The sequence below is a fragment of the Methylobacterium indicum genome (genome assembly GCF_001043895.1).
GTDB lineage: Bacteria > Pseudomonadota > Alphaproteobacteria > Rhizobiales > Beijerinckiaceae > Methylobacterium > Methylobacterium indicum.
In genome coordinates, this window is sequence record NZ_JTHF01000129.1 from 1 (window position 1) to 15,538 (window position 15,538).

Consider the following 15,538-nt stretch of genomic DNA (forward strand, 5'->3'; position numbering starts at 1 on the left):
GTCCGACAGGTCGGTGATCTGTCCGATCTGCGGGGTGAGGACGACCGGCATGTCAATCACCTCGCCGCCGTAGCTGCGAAGGGTGCGAAACAACGAGATGAGTTGGGTTTCGAGCGCAGTGTCACCGACTTGGTTCATCCCGAAGTTGCAAAGGTAGATGTCGGCGTTCGCAGCCTGATAGGCGGCCAGCATCTCGGGTGAATTGCCACCGGGCAGCGTCTGCCCTGCGGTTGATCCCCCGACCGCCAGATTTTTGATGATCACGGTCGAGTTCGAGCACGCCTCGATCGCGGCTTTCAGGTGCCAGACCCAGCCGACGTGCATATGGATCGGCCCGTCACCGTCGCCGTGATCGTAGCGGGGCAGGCTCGAGAGGAAGTCGTCGCCTACGCCGGTGCCCGCGAAGTAGATGTTCGGGTTGTCTCGGCTCGGTCCGTTCGGGGTGGTGTACTGGCTCGGTGCCTGGCCGCCCTGCGCCTGGATGCTGTCGCCGACCTGGCAGATCGTGATGGTCTCTCCGGCTCGCATCTTGCGGCGCAGGCCCGACAGTCTGGACCGCATGTCGGTGAGCCACGACAGGTGCTCTCCCTCGGCGCCGACCCGGACGCCGTTCCGGTGCTCGTACATCGGAACGAGGGTGATCCCGTGCTCCGCGGTCACGTAGACGTGGTAGAGGCGGATCACGCCCAACGGAGGGTCGGGCACGTACTCGGCCACGTCCTTGCCTCGCTCGGCGCCGGCAGCCGACCCGAGCGCTCCCGTCTTGGGATCCATGTACAGCACGTCGTAGCGGGTCTGGTCCGCCGTATAAGTGATGCGGGATACGACGTTCCCGGATCCGGCGTTCGGGTTGTAGATCTCGCCCGTGGTGTAATCGACGACGTAATCGACACCCTCGGTCTGCGAAGCGCCGTCACTGTCCCGAACCACGCTGACATTGCGCACGTACTCGTGGCCGAGTCCGAGGCGAGCAGCCTGGATAGGGAGCGTCATGGTGCGCGTCACGGCGCCGGGCCGGCCGAAGCCGACGAGCTGATACCGTCCGGCCGCCTTGTCGGCGACGATGACTGTCGAGCGGCCGTGGTCGAGGCGCAGCTCCGGGATGAGGGCGCTCAGCCCGGTCCAGTAGAGCGGCTGCTGCCCCACGGCCGAGACGCGTTCGATGAGCGGCCCGTCCAGATTGCCGTCGGGCGCCCCTACGCTCTCGGCGACCTCGAAGGCGATCGGCGCGCCGTTGACACCGCCCCAACTGCCGTTGACCCGCACCCACCCGTAATCGCGCGGAGCACTGCCCGAAACGGGCTCGCCCTGCGCGATGCCGAACGCCGAGGGCGTATCACCCGCCAGGAGCGCATAGAGCGTGTAGACGTAGGAGAAGCCCTTGCGAAGCTGTCCGAGACCCGGGGTGGGCAGGACCACCCGCTGCACGCGCGTCGGGTGCGGAGGGTCATCCAAGACGGCCGCGATGTCATAGCTGGTGAGCGGGTAGACCAGATCGCCCGACCCGGGGGGCGAGGTGTCCACCGACGCGACGGGCACGCGGTAGACCTGCAGCTGCAGTTTCTCGATCTGCGGTGACGCGCCGAGCCCCTGGATCCAGGTCGTGAACGATGCTGCGGCCGGCACGTCCCGGGTCGGCGTAAAGACGGCCGCCCAGGCCTCGAAAACTCCGTTGCGGGGGTAGGACTGGCCGGTCGTTCGGCGGGGGCGGGTGAAGGCGGCGCGGGAGCGCGTAGCGAGGCCGGCGTCGAAGGTCGTCGAGCGGATGATCTCCGCGTCGACGTCATCGCGGAGATCCGTGATGATCGACGGATCGAACCCGGCCGCAGCCGCGAGCGCCGCAAGCTGATCCTCAATCTCCTTGCCCCACTGGCGGATCAGGGGCTTTTCCGGCTTGTAAATGCCGGACAGCGGATTGAGCGGAACGATGTAGTCGCGCCAAATCGTTGCCGCGCGCTGGGTGAAAGCCATGCGTCAGGTCCGTCTAGATTTAAGGAAGATCTGCCGGCCTAGAAGGCTTCGACGAATTCGATTGTCGGATTGCTCAAAGAGCGGGTGGACACGCTCAGCATACCGGTATCATCGGTGGCAAGGCGCATCCGGCAGAGCGGAGTGTCGAAGTTCAATTCGGTCCCGGTCGCATATGCCGCTCGGGTCCACGGCGCGATGCTCACGGCCCAATGGTTGCCCCCATCCCATCCCAGCACCTCGTCGATTTCGTAGAGGCGATGGTCGGGCGTGGAGAACCGCATGCCTTCGGTCAGGATCAGCCCTGTACCGATGACGATCTGCATCTGGGTCGCATTGAGAGCGACCGGTCCGGCAAACGACGCGCTCGCGAGCCGCTGTGAGTAGCCGAAACCGTCCGCGAACGGACTGTCGTCGCTGTGGGGTACACCCTGGCGCGGCAGAGACAGGCCGGCGTAGCTCCCCGGCCCGCGATCGTCGTACTGCGGCACGGCGAACACCGCGCTGCGCCCTCGGCGGATCAGGGAGCGATAGGCCAGCACTGCCGCGTCTTCACCGCCCGAGAACACGTTGAACGTCACGCTGGCGGTCCAGCGGCCGGTCGGCGACGCGACGACCTGTTCCTGGCCGGTGGTGCTGGCGCCGCCGCCCCGGCTGGTGTTGCGCAGCATCCACGCGACCGAACGGGCCTCCAGCACGGGCGGGATGATCAGATCGGCCATCAGGTCACCGTCACCGGGTTCGGCGCCCGGACCGTGCTGGACGCATCAGGGTCCGGGGTGGCAGGGTTGCTCGGGAGAGCCGGGTAGCCCGAGGCGTTCAGTGCGCGGACCCAGACGTAATAGGTGCCAGGCGCGAGCCCCGTGATCGTGCCGTCGATCGACTGCGAAGGCGAAGCGTTGTGCGTCCGCACCAGCGTTGCCGTCCGCAGGTTGTCCGCCGTGTTGCGATAGACCGCGGCCCGCGCCGCATTGGCGCTGTTCGGCATGGTGAAAGCGTAGGAGGCCTGCCCGGACCCGCCGTTGGCGACGACGCCCGTGGGCGGGCCGGGGCTGTTCGTGTCGGCCGTGGCGGTGATAGGCGATCCGTCCGCAGCCAAGTAGTTGCTCACCCGGGCCCGGCCGTAGCTCGCGACCGCACCCTGTACCTCGTAGACCGCGCCGTCGTTCAGGACCCCGGAGACGAGCGACCACTGGTCGTCGGTGTCCTGGGCCATCTCGGTCCAGTCGGTGTCGCCCTGGAGCCGATAGCGGCCGATCAGAGAGTAGTCCTGGCGATCGGCCGGCGTCGCGGTGAGCCGCAGGAAGGTGGCGTTGGTCGACCCGCTCACTGGCTTGCGCTCGACCGAGACGGTCAGACCCTGCGGATCGGCCGGCGGCCCCTCGGCGGCCTGGGCGCCCGGGAGGGTAGGCGCCGTGCCTTCCTCGGTCGCGGGGTCGAAGCTGTAGGCGCTCGGGTCCAAGCTCGCGAAGTCGAACGTGCAGGTGCCCGCTTCGACGTTCGCCACCGCCCGCATCACGAGGAACACGGCGTCGATGCCGAGATCCGAGAGGATCAGGCGCACGCTGTCCTCGAACAAGGCTGGCGCCGCAGACAGGTCGGTGACGAGCCCGGTGATCTTGAGGTCCGGGTTGCCCTTCGCCATCGCGATTTTTGCGAGGCGCCGCAACTGGTTGTAGTTCTGGACCCAAGGACGGGCGAAGTCCTGTTCGATCAACTCGCCGCTGGCGGCTTGCGCCGTCGCGTCGTCCCACGCCTGTCCCTCGACCTGCTGGTAATCGTGGGGCGGAGAGACGAACGAGAGCTTGAGCCGATTGAACTCGAAATAGCGCGACCCGCCGACGTTGATCTGCATCGCCAGGATGGCGGGATCGGTGATGGTGACGGTCGGGGTCGGAAACTTGCCTCCGGTGATCCCAATCGTGCCGTCCGCCTCAAGCCTCAGCGTGCCATCGCAGGTCGACAGCATCGCGTTGAGCGTGTCGGCCGGATCGTCGGTGAGCTGGTAGGTGCCGCCGAGGCTGTAGCGGTTGACCGGGTTGCCCGCCTTGTCGGTGAACACCTCGTCGCACAGGCTGTTGAAGGCCGCCCACTTGGCCGTGTTCATCATGCTGTGGGGGATGCGCAGCCCCCAGAGAGGATGGGTCAGGAAGTCATAGATGTTCGGCCCGCTGCGATCGGTGAATTTCCAAGTCGCCGGATCCTCGGTCTGCGCAGGGTCGCGCACGTCGCGGACTTTCTGCGTCCGAGCTGTGACGCGAAGTTCGCTCCACGTCTGCTTCGGGTAGTATGCCTTGAACTTCTTCTCGGGCGGCAACCGGCTCTGCACCGCGCTGAACGCACACCCGTCGAGGCGATAGCTGGCGTCGTAGCCGTCGAGGCCGGAGAGCAGTCCCGATGCGGCCTGGGGCACCGTGCCGAGCCGACTATCGATCGACACGTACCCGCGCCACGGCACGTTCGGAACGCTGCCGCCGAGGCTGCCGGCCGGGAACGAGATCTGGATGTCGTCGAGCCACCATTCCTCGATGGCGTCCCACGGGCCCTCGCCGTGGTAGAGCCCGTAGCAGAAGGCCCCGCCGATCACGCCGTAGGCCACGCGCGGCCCGGCGACCTTCACCCGACCATAGGACCGCTGCCGGGACGGCATGGGCTGCTGGCTTGAGAACTGGGTCGCCGCCTGCTTCTGCCGATCGTCAGTGAGCGACGACGCGATCAGGTTCAGCGCGGCGCCGCCCGCGATGATCGCAGCGGAGCCGACCGCCGTGGTGACCACAGCCGCCGAGACGCCGACAGCCGCGCCGATCTCCGCCGCGGTGGCGGCAGAGATGATCGCTGCGCCGATGACCTCAGCCACGGGCGAGGCTCCAGGCGGCGAGCATCGGGAAATTCTCGATCTGGACGCCGGCGGCGCTCTTACCCGCCCAGGCGTTGCGCGCGCGGATCGCAGCGACCTCCTGGCCGGCCGCGTCGATCACCACGCCCACGTCGCCGAGGCGCGGCGCTGCCGTCTCCCGGAACCCCGCAGAAGCCATGCAGGAGGCCCACAGTGGCAAGAAGCCTCCGTGAGCACGGATGATGCGCTCCGCCGCCGCGAGGCCGCTGTACGACCTCAGGTGCGCCCCAGGATCGATGCCGACGGCCTTCAGCAGCCACGAGCACACGAAGCCCACGCAGTCGTGGTCCGGCCGGCGGAACGGCTCGGCGGCCTCGGCCATGATGTGCGCCATCAGTAGACGGGCCAGTTCGCGGTCTTGTGGGTGAGCAGCGGGATCGATCGCGCGCCGTTGTCCCCCGGGTGCAGCATCTGCTGCGTGGCGTCCGAGAGGTAGGCCTGTGCCGGCCGGCGCCGCCGGAACAGCAGCGAGGTCATCTGCACGGAGATGGTGCATGTCGTCGGCCCGGTGATTTGGATCTGGGTCCGGTCCATCACGCCGGATGCGAGGATCACGGGGATGTCGACCACCTGAGAGGTCTCGGCGTCGAAGTATTGCTCGAAGATCCGGGCCGGGCGGCCTTTCACCTCGTCGTTCGCCCGCATGGCGCGGGCCGCCAGGGTGGCATCGACGCCCGACAGCCCCAGGGTCGTTGGGGTCGGCGTCGTCAGGGCCCGATCGACATCCGAGATCGTACCGAGCTGCCCGAGCCCCTTCCACACGATGCGATTCGCGGTGCTCGGGTTCGCCGCGAACGGGTCCAGCGTGGCGAGATCGCCGAAGCCCAGCCAGTAGCGCTCGGTGCCAGAGGCGAAGTCCAGCCGCGCCAGGATCGCCCGCTTGACGCTTCGGCCCTGCTGGATCTGCCGGACGAGATCGGGATAGGCCGGCATCAGCCCTCCATCCGGCGATATGCCTCGCGATCGGCGGCTTGGTTCCGGGTCTTCTCCTGGTCGTAGGCCTTGATGGCGTTCACGATCTGGTCGGCGACCCCCGCCTGTGCACCGCGCGCATCGATCTGGTAGGCGCGGGCGTCGGTGAAGGTGCTGGGGCCGTTTCCGTTCGCCGGCGCGCCGCTCATGGTCATGGAGACCGGGATTCTGCGGCCGTCGGGCAGCGGCACGAAGGCTTCCGGGCCGCGTCCCTCGCCGAAGAGCGCCACCTGGGGCGTGTTCGCGATGCCGCCGGTGGCATAGCGGTGCAGCGGGAGCGCGCCCTCGCTCGTCATGATCCCGCCGTCTGCAAATTTCGGCATCCAGGACGTGGCGCCGATGTCGAGGCCGCCGCTCCCGCCGCCCCCGCCGAGCAATCCACCCAGCAGGCCTCCGAAGATGCCGCCGCCACCGCTCTTGCCGCCGCCGAAGAGCACGCCGCCGAGGGCGTCGGTGCCCATGGTGATGAGCTTGTCGCCCAGCCGGCTCAGCGCCTGCGAGAAAGCCTGCGCCGCGGTCGAGCCCCGGCTCAGGCTCGACACGACCCCGCCGAACGTGTCCTGGAAGGCGCCGCGCGCCTCCTTCATCATGCCGAGTTCGCGCAGGCTCCCGATCGCGCCCTGGGCTTCGGCGCTCGTGGTGTCGCCGTACCGGCTGCGGACCTGGCTGTAGACGGATTGGTCGAGGCTGGAGCGGCCCAACTGCGCCCGCTCGAATTCGAGATCGCGCTGGAACTGGATCTCCTTGGCGGAGCGTCCCAGCTGCACGATCTTGTCGGTCATGCCCGAGAAGGCGATCGACGCAGCCTCCGCCGCCGGCACGCCGCGGTCGAGGAGCTCGTTGTATTTTTGCCGGCGGGCTGCCTCCATCTCGAGCGCCGCGCCGTTCTCGCCGTAGTTCCTGGTGAGGTTCTTCAGGTTCTCCGCCGCGTCGCGCTGGTTGCGGTTGAGGGCGTCCTGGTCCTTCACCAGTCCGGTGCTGGACACGTCGCCGAACTGGCCTGCCTTGCGCATCACCTCGGCGGCATAGGCGCGGTTGATGGCCGGGTCCTTCGACCCGCGGTAGGCCATCAGACCGGCAGTGACGTCGCCGCCTGCCTGATCGATCTTCATCGCGAGGACGCCGGCGATTCCCTGCGCCATCGTCGAGGTGTCGGTCCGGTCGAAGCCCTGGGGCAGGTAGCCCCGGCGCACCGCCTCCTCGGCCGTGCCCTTCGTGATCTGGCCGAGCCCATAGGCGGACGACGGGCGGCCGTCCTCGCCGAGGGACTTTGAGAACCCGACGTTGGGATTATTCGAGCTCTCCTTGCCCGCGATGCCGGCGATGATGCCGGGCGTCACCGACCCGCGCGCGGCGCCGATGATCTGTTCCCGCAGGCTGCCGCTGACCCGAGCCAGCGCGCCACCAGCGTTGGCCGCCTGGTTCTCGGTCTCCTTCAGGAGCGTGTTCAGGCGCGTGACGCGCTCGATCTCAATGGACTGGAGCTTCGCGAACAGCTCGGAGGCGTCCTGTGTGTCGCGCGTCGCCGCAAGCGCCTTGTTCTGGGCCTGCTCCTCGATCTGGGCGCGCTGAAGGGCAACGCCGGTGGTGCCGACGTTCCGGTTCTCGAACCCGGCCGCCCGCACCGCGTCCGCGTAGGCCGCGCCGCCGGCGGCCATGTCCGACTTGATCTGGCGCGCCGCCTCCTGAAGCGAGGTCATGGTCCGCAGCGACCGGCCCTCAGGGTCCAGCACGCCCTCACGCAGCGCCCGGGCGACGTTCTTGGCGTCGTCCTCGAGCCGCTTCAGCGCCTGGCCGGACTGGTTGTAGCCGTCGACCAGCGACTTGATCTCCATGTCGCGCTGGTTGCGGCGGGCCGCGGCGTTCTGGGCGTCACGCTGCGCGATCTGGGCCTGAAGCCCCCCGATCACGCCCTGAAGGCGCTGGACCTCGCTCGTGGCGTTGCCGGTCAGGCGATCGACGACACCACCCTGCGCCCCCTGTGCCTCGGACAGCAGCCGGCGGGCTTCCGTGAGACGAGCCTCGAGCGTCTCGCCCCCGGTGAACGAGTTGGCGACCGCCTTGCCGATCTTGTCCCACATGTCCGAGACGGTGCTCCCGACCGCCTCGGTGACGACGCCCCACCCGGAGGTGAGGTCTCGCGCCTTGGTGAGGCTGGTCGAGTAGGCGTCCATGAGCGCCCGCTGCGCGCCGAGCCGGTCGCCCTGGCGCGCCAGCCGCTCGATGCTCTCGGCCGATGCCGCGTTCAGGAACCCCAACTGCTTGTTGAGCGCGCTGGCACCGGCGGCCGGGTCCGCGAAGGCCTCGGCCAGCGCCTTCGATGCCGTCGGCAGATCCTGGCCCGTCGTCGCGGCGTAGTCCTTCGCCGTGCGGATCAGGCTGCCGTACATCTCCGAGCCGATTCGCCCGGTCGAGGCGAACTCGGACGCCATCTCGCGCGCCTGGCGGACCGACACCTTGCCGGCATCGGCGTTCGCCGCCGCGGTCTCGATGATCTGCTGCGCGGTCGAGCCGGAGGCGCGCCCCCGGCCTGCAACGGCCCGGTCCACGGCCATCATGCTGTTGGCGTAGGAGTTGCCGGCAGCCGCGGCCGCGATCAGCGCTACTGTCGTGCCGGCAAGCGCCCCGCCGAAGCCGATCAGAGCACGCCCCGCCGACAGCGCGACGCCGCCGATCGCCGAGATGCCACCCTTCAGCCCCCCGTTCGACCCCTGCAGGATCTGGAAGATCTGCGGGCCCTGCTGGGCAAGGGTCTGCTGGACCGAAATGCCGGAGGCGAGCGACGAGAACACGTCGTTGGCCTGGTAGCCCAGGTTCTGAAGCTCGTAGGCGGAGAGCTTCGCGGCCTTGCCCGAGGCGTCGGTGTTCGCGATGAACCGCCGAACCGCCGTCTCCTGGGCGTTGTAGGTGGCGGTGGTGTAGGCGACCGATCGGGCGTGCGCCTCCTCCGAGATGGCGCCGGCCTTGAGCGCGGCGTTCGCCTTCTCCAACTGCTCGTCGCGCTTCTGTTGCGCGGCCGCCAGAGGGTCGACCTGCGCGGCCTGGGCCCGCTTCTGCGCATCGGAGAATGCCGAGCCGCCGGTGTAGCCGAGACCGCCGAGGCGCTCCGCCGCCGACCGATTCGCCGCCGACAGCGTGGACGCCGCCTGGACCTGCTGCAGCTGCTGCCGGCCCGCCTGAGACAAGGCGCTCCACTGCTGCTGCGCCCGGCTGGCGCTCTCCATCGCTCGGCCGAGATTGGTGATCTTGGCCGACGCCAGATCGTAGAGCCGGTTCGCCTCGTCCTGCGAGATGTTCCCGGACGCGACGGCCAACTGCAGCGTGCGAGCGACGCCGGTCAGCCGCTCCATGGGGGCGAACAGGGGGTCGAAGGATCGCCGGACGCGCGCGACCGCGCCCTCCATCGTCCCGATTGCCCGAGTCGTGTCGGTCAGCCGAGCATTCGCCTGCTCGACGCCCGCGGTCCGGGCCTCGATCGTGATCCGGCGGATGGTCTCGATGTTGGTTGCCATCACGGGTCCGTGCTACGGCGCTACCGGGAGGTGCGGCGATGAAGTGGATGCTGCTCTGGGTGGCGATCTCGCCGGCGGGCGGGCTCACCAGCGGCTCGGCCCCGTTCGAGACCGAGAAGGCGTGCTTCGCGGCGCAGCAGGCCATGGGCGGCCTGTGGTTCGAGGCGGAGCGCGGCGGGCGCTCCAACCCGCGGGAAAGCACCTGCGTGAACACCGAGACCGGAGAGAAGCGGTCCGGCATCAAGTCCCGCGCCGACGCCGAAGCAGACCTCAGGCGCTGGCAGGAAGGCCAGCGTGGGGCTGGCCGGTAGGCGCCTTCGCGTTCCGCCGCAGCAGCCCGCGCAGGCCCTTGTGGTCGTTCATCGCGACGCCGCCGGCCGCGACGGTGGCGACCCATGGCTTCCGAGCCAGGTACTCGGCATCCATCCCGCGCATCACCGCGCGGAAGAACGCGATCTCGTCGGTGTCGACCATCCCGACCCGGCCGGCGAAAGCCTCAATCGCCGACCCGGGAATCCGCCCCTCGGCGCCAAACCCAAGCGGGCGCTCGGTGCTCAGCTCCCAGAAGGCATCCCAGAAGAACAGGTTGAACGCCGAGATCCCCGGCCGCTCATCGTAGCCGTCGGGAAGCTTCCGCCCCTCGGCCTTCAGCCGCGCGATGTGCGCGTGCATCGGGCCGAAGTGCATCTGCCACCTCAGGCAGCGGGTGAGTTTCCCAAGGCGGCCTCGACCCGGGCGTCCGTCTCACTCTCGACCAGCGTGCCGGCCAGCGCCACCGCCTCGCGGAAGAGGCGGAAGTCGGGGTCCGTCAGGTACTGCTCCGCGAGCTCGCGCGAGTAGGGGATCGGCTGGTCGTCCTCGCCCTCGATGCCGTCCCAGTCGAGCAGGATGGCATCGGCCATCGCCAGCCCGAACAGCCGCTCCGTGACCTTGGGCTTGACCGCGCCGCCCGGCTTGCCGTCCTCGCGGTCGTCGTTCGTGACCGCCAACTGCCGGCGGGAGAGGGCGAGCTTGAACGCCTCGCTCTCGAACCCGCGCACCAGCAGGCGGACGCCGGGGAACCCGGCGATGTCCTTGACCCACCCGCCCTGTTCCGAGCGGGCGGAGTTCACCTTGATGGCCCTGAGCTTCATACGCTACGCGCTCCTGCCTTGCTGTCGTCGATCAGGCCGAGGCCGCGTTGACGGAGAAGATCTGGCTGTCAATTCCGAGGGAGTAGGTGCGCCGGATCACGTTGTCGTTGCTGCCGACGTTCTTGCGCTTCGACATGACGAGCGCGCGGAAGTAGTCGATGCCGTCTGTGCCGGTCGGGACCGGACGATCGGGGTAGACCACCTTGAACGCGAACTTGTTGTTGGTCGCTTCGGCCGCCTCGAGCGCGGCCTGGCCGGCATCGGTCGGGTCGTGGGCGACGGTCAGGGAGAGCATCCCGGCGTCGCGAGCGCCCTTGGCCTTGCGCACGCGGCCGTCGCCCAGGGCGGTGAAGTTGACGGCGCTGCTCTCGTCGCCGAACTCGCCCAGGTTCTCCACGAGGCCGATCTCGGTCCAGGTCAGGGCGGCAAATTCGGCCGTGGTATCGGTCGAGCTGGTCACGGCCGGCCCGATGAAGATCTTCGCGCCGGAGGCGGTGACGATTTCGGCCATAGTGGTCTCCTCCGGCGGCTGCCGGTTGCTGGTGGTGCGGGTTGTCGGAAGGGGTGGTGGAGCGTCAGGCGCTCGGCGCGGCCGCGGCCTCGACCGCCTTGGCGACGCGCTTGTCCTCGGTGGTGACGGCGTTGGCGTTCAGGAGGGCGAGCAGCCAGGGATCGTCGCTCGCGCAGTTCACGAGCTTGGTCTCGCCGGGGCGGATGACCTCCTGCTGGGCCGCGCCGTCCTTGATCCCGACCTTGACCTCGACGTTCTGCTTGCTGATGTTCGTCAATCGCGGCATATCCGTGCTCCTCAGTCGTAGAAGCCGCCCGAATTGTCGTCGCGAAAGACGTATTCGTAGGGAACGGCTATGGAGAGGGAGTAGTAGAGCCCCTCTTCATTTCGATCATCGATGACCGGCGAGGACGGCGAGAACGTCTGGATGCCGCCGAAGCGCCGATCGCGGAACAAGGTCGCCAGCTGGTCGGCGAGAATGCTCGCCTTCTCGGCTCCGCCGCCGCGCTCGAAATTCACGAAGATCGCGAAGCCCCCGCTCTCGCGGTAGACCCGCCCGAGGGTGGCCTGCACCGTCTCGGAATAGGGGTACTGGACCTCGAGGTAGGCGCCGCCGTCCTGGGGCACCTCGGCGCTCTCGGGGGTGTTGGCGCCGTAGACGGGCGCCTCCGGGAGGCCGGCGGCCACGCGCGCCGCGATCGCCGCGGGCGAACTCCACCGATCGGCGAGGCGGCCCTCGACGGCATCGATCACGGTCTTGTGGGCCAAGGTCAGCCTCTGCCTGGGTCGATGATGATGGCCGGCTGCCGGGTCAGCCATTCCTCGTGCAACGACGCCCGGCCGCCGCGCACCTCGCGCGCCATTTTCCGGGCCGAGGCCGAGCCCGACCATGCGCCGATCGCGCCGTGCGGGAAGGAGCGGTAGGTGAAGCCGACGTAGGCGATGTTCCCGAACTGCCGCTTCGCCATGGCGGCGACGACCTGATAGACGCCCTGCGGCGACTGCTTGCTCCACCCGCGCTCCAGGCGCCGGGTGTAGGGCTGCGAGTTCAGGACGACGTACTGCTCGGCCTTGGGCGGGTTGGCGATGTCCGTGAACTCGCGGTCGTCGGCGAACCAGTGGTGGCTCTCGACGTAGCGCTGACCCGGCAGCTTCGTGCGGGTGCCGCGCGGCGAGGCCGCCTTCAGCATCTCGTCGACGCGCGCGATCACGTCGAACAGGATCTCGAATTCGACCAGGATCCGGCTGTTGCCGGTCACCGCCGAGAGGTCGGGCCGCTGGGTCCCGTCGATGTAGAGCTGGTGCTCCGGCTTGTAGCCGAGGGCCTTCTCGTTCTGCGCCTCGGCGCCTGCGATCTGCTCCCGGGCGAACTCGCGCACGTAGCCGGCCTGCGCTTCGGGCGACCAGGCATCGCGCACCAGGAGCTCGAACTCCTGGGCGATCGGGGTGACGCGGCCAGCCATCAGGAGCCCCGGACGTTCAGGTCCCACCGCACCACGACGCCACGGATCCGGGTCGGGTTGGCGTATTCGACGTTCGTGCGTCGGCCGGCGATGGTCAGCTTGTCGAGCTTCCGGAGGTCGGAGAGCCCGGCCTTCGCCACGTCGGTCGGCGACACCACCACCTTCCGGTCGCCCTGCGTGACGCCACCCTGTAGCTCCTGGGGCAGGTATTCCCGGACCCAGAGGCGCAGGCTCGCCGCCGCGCCGGTGCCGCGCTGGTGCTGCGCATCGTCGCCATGGAGCGCGATCTGGCGGTCGAGCGCCGCGATGGCCTGCTCCGGGCTCATCCGAGCACCGCCCGCACGTAGGGCCAGAGCAGGGCCTGGGCTTCGGCGTTCACGAGCCCGCCCGCGGGCGTAGAGGCGGCCGGCGTGGCATAGGTGAAGCTGCCCATCCCCATGACGTTTTCGGACTTGAGCAGCGGATCCCGGCCGCGCGACGAGAGCATGGTCGAGACGGACATGATCGCCGCGCGCTCGACGTCGGGAGGGAGCGTCGATTCGGCGTCGCCGCCGGGTAGCGTGTAGCCGGCCCGGTACTCGACGGTCAGGCCGAAGCCGCGCCCGTCAGGGTGGCAGTTGTGGTCGAAGCACCAGTTCGGCGAGCCGCACCGCTGGCCGTCCTGGAGCAGGTAGAGCACCTTGCCGCTGGCATCGATCTCGTAGTCGGCGGGCGCCAGCACGTCGTCCGTGCCGCGCGTCACGCTGATGACCTCGACCACCGGATCTCGAGACAGCACCAGCCCGCCGCAGTCGCGCAGCAGGGAGGGGCGCTCGCGCAGCGTCTCCACACCGAACGGCCGGCGGCAGAACTGGGCGATCAGGCTGGACGCCTGGTCGAGCATCATGCCGACCGCGATGTCGTCCGCGGCGGCGAACCCGAGCATCGCTCGGGCGCGCTCGACCGTCGTCAGGCGCTTTTCTGTGGCCGCGGTGAGGACGGTCAGGGTCATCGATTCACGCTGTAGACGGCCACGGGGATCGAGTAGGAGGCGCCGAGGGCGAGTCCCGGCTGGCTGATGACCGCCTTGAACTGGCCGGCGGCCGTCGGCAGCGCATGGTGGACGGCGTAGCCCGCCGGGAAGGTGCCGGGCGCGGTCGGGTAGACCTCCAGCACATCGGTCGCGAGCACCCCGGTGCAGGCGATGCCCGGGACAGTGCGGATGCCGGAGGACACCGCCGCCAGCATGGTCTCGGCGATGGTCGCGCTGCAGACAAGGGTGGAGGCTTTCGGGCCCGTCGGCCCCGTGGCGCCCTGCGCGCCGGTAGCGCCCTGGGGACCAGTGGGGCCGACGGGGCCGGTCAGCCCTTGCGGCCCGGTCGCGCCTTGCTGACCAGCGCTTCCTGTTGCGCCAGCAGCGCCTGCAGATCCTGTCGCGCCGGTCGGGCCCATCGCGCCCGCCGCCCCCGGAATCCCCTGGATGCCGGGATCACCCTTGGGGCCTTGCGCACCGGTCGCGCCCACATCGCCCTTGTCCCCCTTCAGTCCCTGCGCACCAGTCGCGCCCGTTGCTCCTGCTGCACCCTGGCCGCCGGTGGGCCCGGGCGGGCCGGTGACACCAGCAGGCCCGGTGGGGCCGGTCGGTCCAGCGGCTCCTTGAGCACCAGCGGCGCCCGGGGCGCCATCCTTGCCGGCTGCGCCTGTCGCGCCAGGCTGTCCTTGTGCGCCATCTGCCCCTCTCGGCCCGGCTGCGCCCTGTGGGCCCTGGTCACCCTTGGGGCCGGCATCACCTTTCGGCCCAGGCTCGCCCTGCATGCCGGGCGGTCCGATCTGTCCTGGCATCCGAGCGAGCGCCGGGCTCGCCAGGAGGAGGGCGGAAACCGCGAGCGCGACACGCATCACGAGCCCTTCCCGTACATATGCTCGTACAGGCACGTCACGCCGGTGAGGTCGGCGGCATAGCCCGGGATCGGCACCAGGACGATGGAGATAATCCGGTCCTGGCCGCCGTTCGGATTGCTCGCGCTGCCCAGGGTCTCCGGGCCGCGGCCGAGCCGAGTGCCGGAGAACTCGTCGATCGTCTCGGTCTTCGACGTCACCCGCAGCACGCCCGGGAGCGTCTTGCCGTTGACCGTGACTGGCTGCGTCGCGATCGGCTCCAGCGGCGCTACGGACATGACCCGCACGTCCGCATTGGCGCAGGGGTTATAGCCCCGATAGGTCGTCGAGCCGACGGGCTGGGTGACCATGTACTGCTGCGGCGTGGTCGTCGCCGGCAGGATGAAGGGGCTCCGCGAGGCCCGCACGAACGGCATCGGCGTCGGGCTCTGCGGCGCCGGTGGCGCCGAGGCGGTCTGCCCGAGGGCCGGGGAGGCGAGCAAGCAGGCAAGGAGCGGGAGGGCGCGGAGCATTATTGATCTCTGTTCGATAAAATCAATTACCAACCACTATATAGTTGAACGCTTGGCCGGAAGCGGCGGCAGACCATGAAAGCTGAAATCCATTCTTGCTCTGCGCGGCGATATAATAATACGCAGATCCGATGTTGTACGCGGGCGTTGCTGTTGGGAACGCCGCGTTGGCATACGGGGTAGCGAAATTGACAGTGCAGGTTGTGGCGCCTGTACCAGGAATTACCGCCCCTCCCCGGTCCGTACTGCCTGCGGCCAGGGTAGCGCCGCTGCCGCAGTTCGTCAGCGTCGGCGTCCCCTCGGTGGTGTAGACGCGCTGGGCGTAGAGAGGCGCATCGATGTTGAGGGGCCTGCCGGAGGTCGAGCTGATGTTGAACACGCCGTCCGATCGCGAGCCCAGCTTCCACAGTTGGCGGGCGCCATTGCTGTCGAAGTAGTTCCACTGCGCATACTGCGACGCAATGTTGTTACCGGAGGTTGATGCGGCGCCGAGGTTCAGCGACGGAGCGCCTGGCCGAGCACTCCCATCGCGGGCCACGAAGCAGTCCGACCAGAACGGCAGGCCTCCACAGGTGAACCCGACCGCGGCCTTCGGCATCGCCGAGCCGCCGAGGAGATGGTTGATCCCCGCCACCGTCGTATCGGGACTGGTGGTGTGGTAGTCCATCTCGTAGGCGATCAGGCCGACGCCCT

The 15,538-nt window shown here is 69.0% G+C and carries 18 protein-coding genes; 1 reads left to right on the forward strand and 17 read right to left on the reverse strand.

The features are described from left to right. The 6 genes from QR78_RS16110 to QR78_RS16135 form a co-directional block, all read right to left on the reverse strand. Nucleotides 1-1,971 (reverse strand): hypothetical protein (locus QR78_RS16110; RefSeq protein ID WP_048428565.1); only part of this gene is annotated, 1,971 nt, incomplete at its 3' end. Nucleotides 1,972-2,009: 38 nt separating this feature from the next. Next, complete coding sequence (locus tag QR78_RS16115) at nt 2,010-2,690, reverse strand: hypothetical protein (protein WP_048428566.1); 681 nt, start codon at nt 2,688-2,690, stop codon at nt 2,010-2,012. After that, nucleotides 2,690-4,825, reverse strand: coding sequence for a phage tail protein (locus QR78_RS16120; RefSeq protein WP_048428567.1), 2,136 nt, complete (start codon nt 4,823-4,825; stop codon nt 2,690-2,692). Before QR78_RS16120 ends, QR78_RS16115 begins: the two co-directional genes overlap by 1 nt. Further along, nucleotides 4,818-5,198 (reverse strand): DUF6950 family protein, encoded by a 381-nt coding sequence (locus tag QR78_RS16125; RefSeq protein WP_048428568.1) that lies wholly within the window; start codon nt 5,196-5,198, stop codon nt 4,818-4,820. The genes QR78_RS16120 and QR78_RS16125 overlap by 8 nt, the downstream gene beginning before the upstream one ends. Further along, on the reverse strand, nt 5,198-5,797 hold the full coding sequence (locus QR78_RS16130; protein WP_048428569.1) for a hypothetical protein: 600 nt from the start codon (nt 5,795-5,797) through the stop codon (nt 5,198-5,200). The genes QR78_RS16125 and QR78_RS16130 overlap by 1 nt, the downstream gene beginning before the upstream one ends. After that, nucleotides 5,797-9,348: a phage tail length tape measure family protein gene (locus QR78_RS16135; RefSeq protein ID WP_048428570.1), complete on the reverse strand. Its 3,552-nt coding sequence runs from the start codon at nt 9,346-9,348 to the stop codon at nt 5,797-5,799. Before QR78_RS16135 ends, QR78_RS16130 begins: the two co-directional genes overlap by 1 nt. Before the next feature lie 38 nt (nt 9,349-9,386). Between QR78_RS16135 and QR78_RS16140 the strand changes: the two genes are divergently transcribed. Continuing rightward, complete coding sequence (locus QR78_RS16140; protein WP_048428571.1) at nt 9,387-9,659, forward strand: hypothetical protein; 273 nt, start codon at nt 9,387-9,389, stop codon at nt 9,657-9,659. Here QR78_RS16140 and QR78_RS16145 read toward each other — a convergent pair. The 11 genes from QR78_RS16145 to QR78_RS34195 all read right to left on the reverse strand — a co-directional run. Then, nucleotides 9,619-10,035 (reverse strand): phage tail assembly chaperone, encoded by a 417-nt coding sequence (locus QR78_RS16145; RefSeq protein ID WP_048428572.1) that lies wholly within the window; start codon nt 10,033-10,035, stop codon nt 9,619-9,621. The two genes, QR78_RS16140 and QR78_RS16145, sit on opposite strands and share 41 nt — an antisense overlap. A gap of 8 nt (nt 10,036-10,043) precedes the next feature. Next, nucleotides 10,044-10,481 carry a hypothetical protein gene (locus tag QR78_RS16150; protein WP_048428573.1) on the reverse strand — a complete coding sequence of 146 codons (438 nt, stop codon included), beginning with the start codon at nt 10,479-10,481 and terminating at the stop codon, nt 10,044-10,046. A gap of 31 nt (nt 10,482-10,512) precedes the next feature. After that, entirely contained in the window at nt 10,513-10,992 is a 480-nt protein-coding gene (locus QR78_RS16155) for a phage tail tube protein (protein WP_048428574.1), read from the reverse strand. A gap of 64 nt (nt 10,993-11,056) precedes the next feature. Next, nucleotides 11,057-11,269: a hypothetical protein gene (locus tag QR78_RS16160; RefSeq protein WP_125901255.1), complete on the reverse strand. Its 213-nt coding sequence runs from the start codon at nt 11,267-11,269 to the stop codon at nt 11,057-11,059. A 20-nt stretch (nt 11,270-11,289) separates the two neighbouring features. Then, nucleotides 11,290-11,760 (reverse strand): phage tail terminator-like protein, encoded by a 471-nt coding sequence (locus QR78_RS16165; RefSeq protein ID WP_053220954.1) that lies wholly within the window; start codon nt 11,758-11,760, stop codon nt 11,290-11,292. A gap of 2 nt (nt 11,761-11,762) precedes the next feature. Continuing rightward, complete coding sequence (locus tag QR78_RS16170) at nt 11,763-12,455, reverse strand: hypothetical protein (RefSeq protein ID WP_048428577.1); 693 nt, start codon at nt 12,453-12,455, stop codon at nt 11,763-11,765. After that, the gene (locus QR78_RS16175; protein ID WP_048428578.1) at nt 12,455-12,781 is read right to left on the reverse strand and encodes a hypothetical protein; all 327 of its coding nucleotides are present in this window, start codon (nt 12,779-12,781) and stop codon (nt 12,455-12,457) included. Before QR78_RS16175 ends, QR78_RS16170 begins: the two co-directional genes overlap by 1 nt. Next, complete coding sequence (locus QR78_RS16180) at nt 12,778-13,446, reverse strand: head-tail connector protein (protein WP_048428579.1); 669 nt, start codon at nt 13,444-13,446, stop codon at nt 12,778-12,780. The genes QR78_RS16175 and QR78_RS16180 overlap by 4 nt, the downstream gene beginning before the upstream one ends. Then, nucleotides 13,443-13,682 carry a hypothetical protein gene (locus QR78_RS36075; RefSeq protein WP_048428580.1) on the reverse strand — a complete coding sequence of 80 codons (240 nt, stop codon included), beginning with the start codon at nt 13,680-13,682 and terminating at the stop codon, nt 13,443-13,445. Before QR78_RS36075 ends, QR78_RS16180 begins: the two co-directional genes overlap by 4 nt. 650 nt (nt 13,683-14,332) lie before the next feature. After that, nucleotides 14,333-14,845: a hypothetical protein gene (locus QR78_RS16195; protein WP_048428582.1), complete on the reverse strand. Its 513-nt coding sequence runs from the start codon at nt 14,843-14,845 to the stop codon at nt 14,333-14,335. 22 nt (nt 14,846-14,867) lie between these two features. Then, the coding region (locus QR78_RS34195; protein ID WP_208993244.1) for a hypothetical protein at nt 14,868-15,538 on the reverse strand (671 nt) is incomplete at its 5' end.

Coding starts and splice junctions, on each gene's coding strand:
- QR78_RS16140 (WP_048428571.1), top strand. CDS start 9,387: ATGAAGTGGATGCTGCTCTGGGTGGCGATCTCGCCGGCGGGCGGGCTC.
- QR78_RS36075 (WP_048428580.1), bottom strand. CDS start 13,682: ATGCTGGCGGCGGTGTCCTCCGGCATCCGCACTGTCCCGGGCATCGCC.
- QR78_RS16180 (WP_048428579.1), bottom strand. CDS start 13,446: ATGACCCTGACCGTCCTCACCGCGGCCACAGAAAAGCGCCTGACGACG.
- QR78_RS16145 (WP_048428572.1), bottom strand. CDS start 10,035: ATGCACTTCGGCCCGATGCACGCGCACATCGCGCGGCTGAAGGCCGAG.
- QR78_RS16135 (WP_048428570.1), bottom strand. CDS start 9,348: ATGGCAACCAACATCGAGACCATCCGCCGGATCACGATCGAGGCCCGG.
- QR78_RS16155 (WP_048428574.1), bottom strand. CDS start 10,992: ATGGCCGAAATCGTCACCGCCTCCGGCGCGAAGATCTTCATCGGGCCG.
- QR78_RS16170 (WP_048428577.1), bottom strand. CDS start 12,455: ATGGCTGGCCGCGTCACCCCGATCGCCCAGGAGTTCGAGCTCCTGGTG.
- QR78_RS16175 (WP_048428578.1), bottom strand. CDS start 12,781: ATGAGCCCGGAGCAGGCCATCGCGGCGCTCGACCGCCAGATCGCGCTC.
- QR78_RS16150 (WP_048428573.1), bottom strand. CDS start 10,481: ATGAAGCTCAGGGCCATCAAGGTGAACTCCGCCCGCTCGGAACAGGGC.
- QR78_RS16195 (WP_048428582.1), bottom strand. CDS start 14,845: ATGCTCCGCGCCCTCCCGCTCCTTGCCTGCTTGCTCGCCTCCCCGGCC.
- QR78_RS16115 (WP_048428566.1), bottom strand. CDS start 2,690: ATGGCCGATCTGATCATCCCGCCCGTGCTGGAGGCCCGTTCGGTCGCG.
- QR78_RS16125 (WP_048428568.1), bottom strand. CDS start 5,198: ATGGCGCACATCATGGCCGAGGCCGCCGAGCCGTTCCGCCGGCCGGAC.
- QR78_RS16130 (WP_048428569.1), bottom strand. CDS start 5,797: ATGCCGGCCTATCCCGATCTCGTCCGGCAGATCCAGCAGGGCCGAAGC.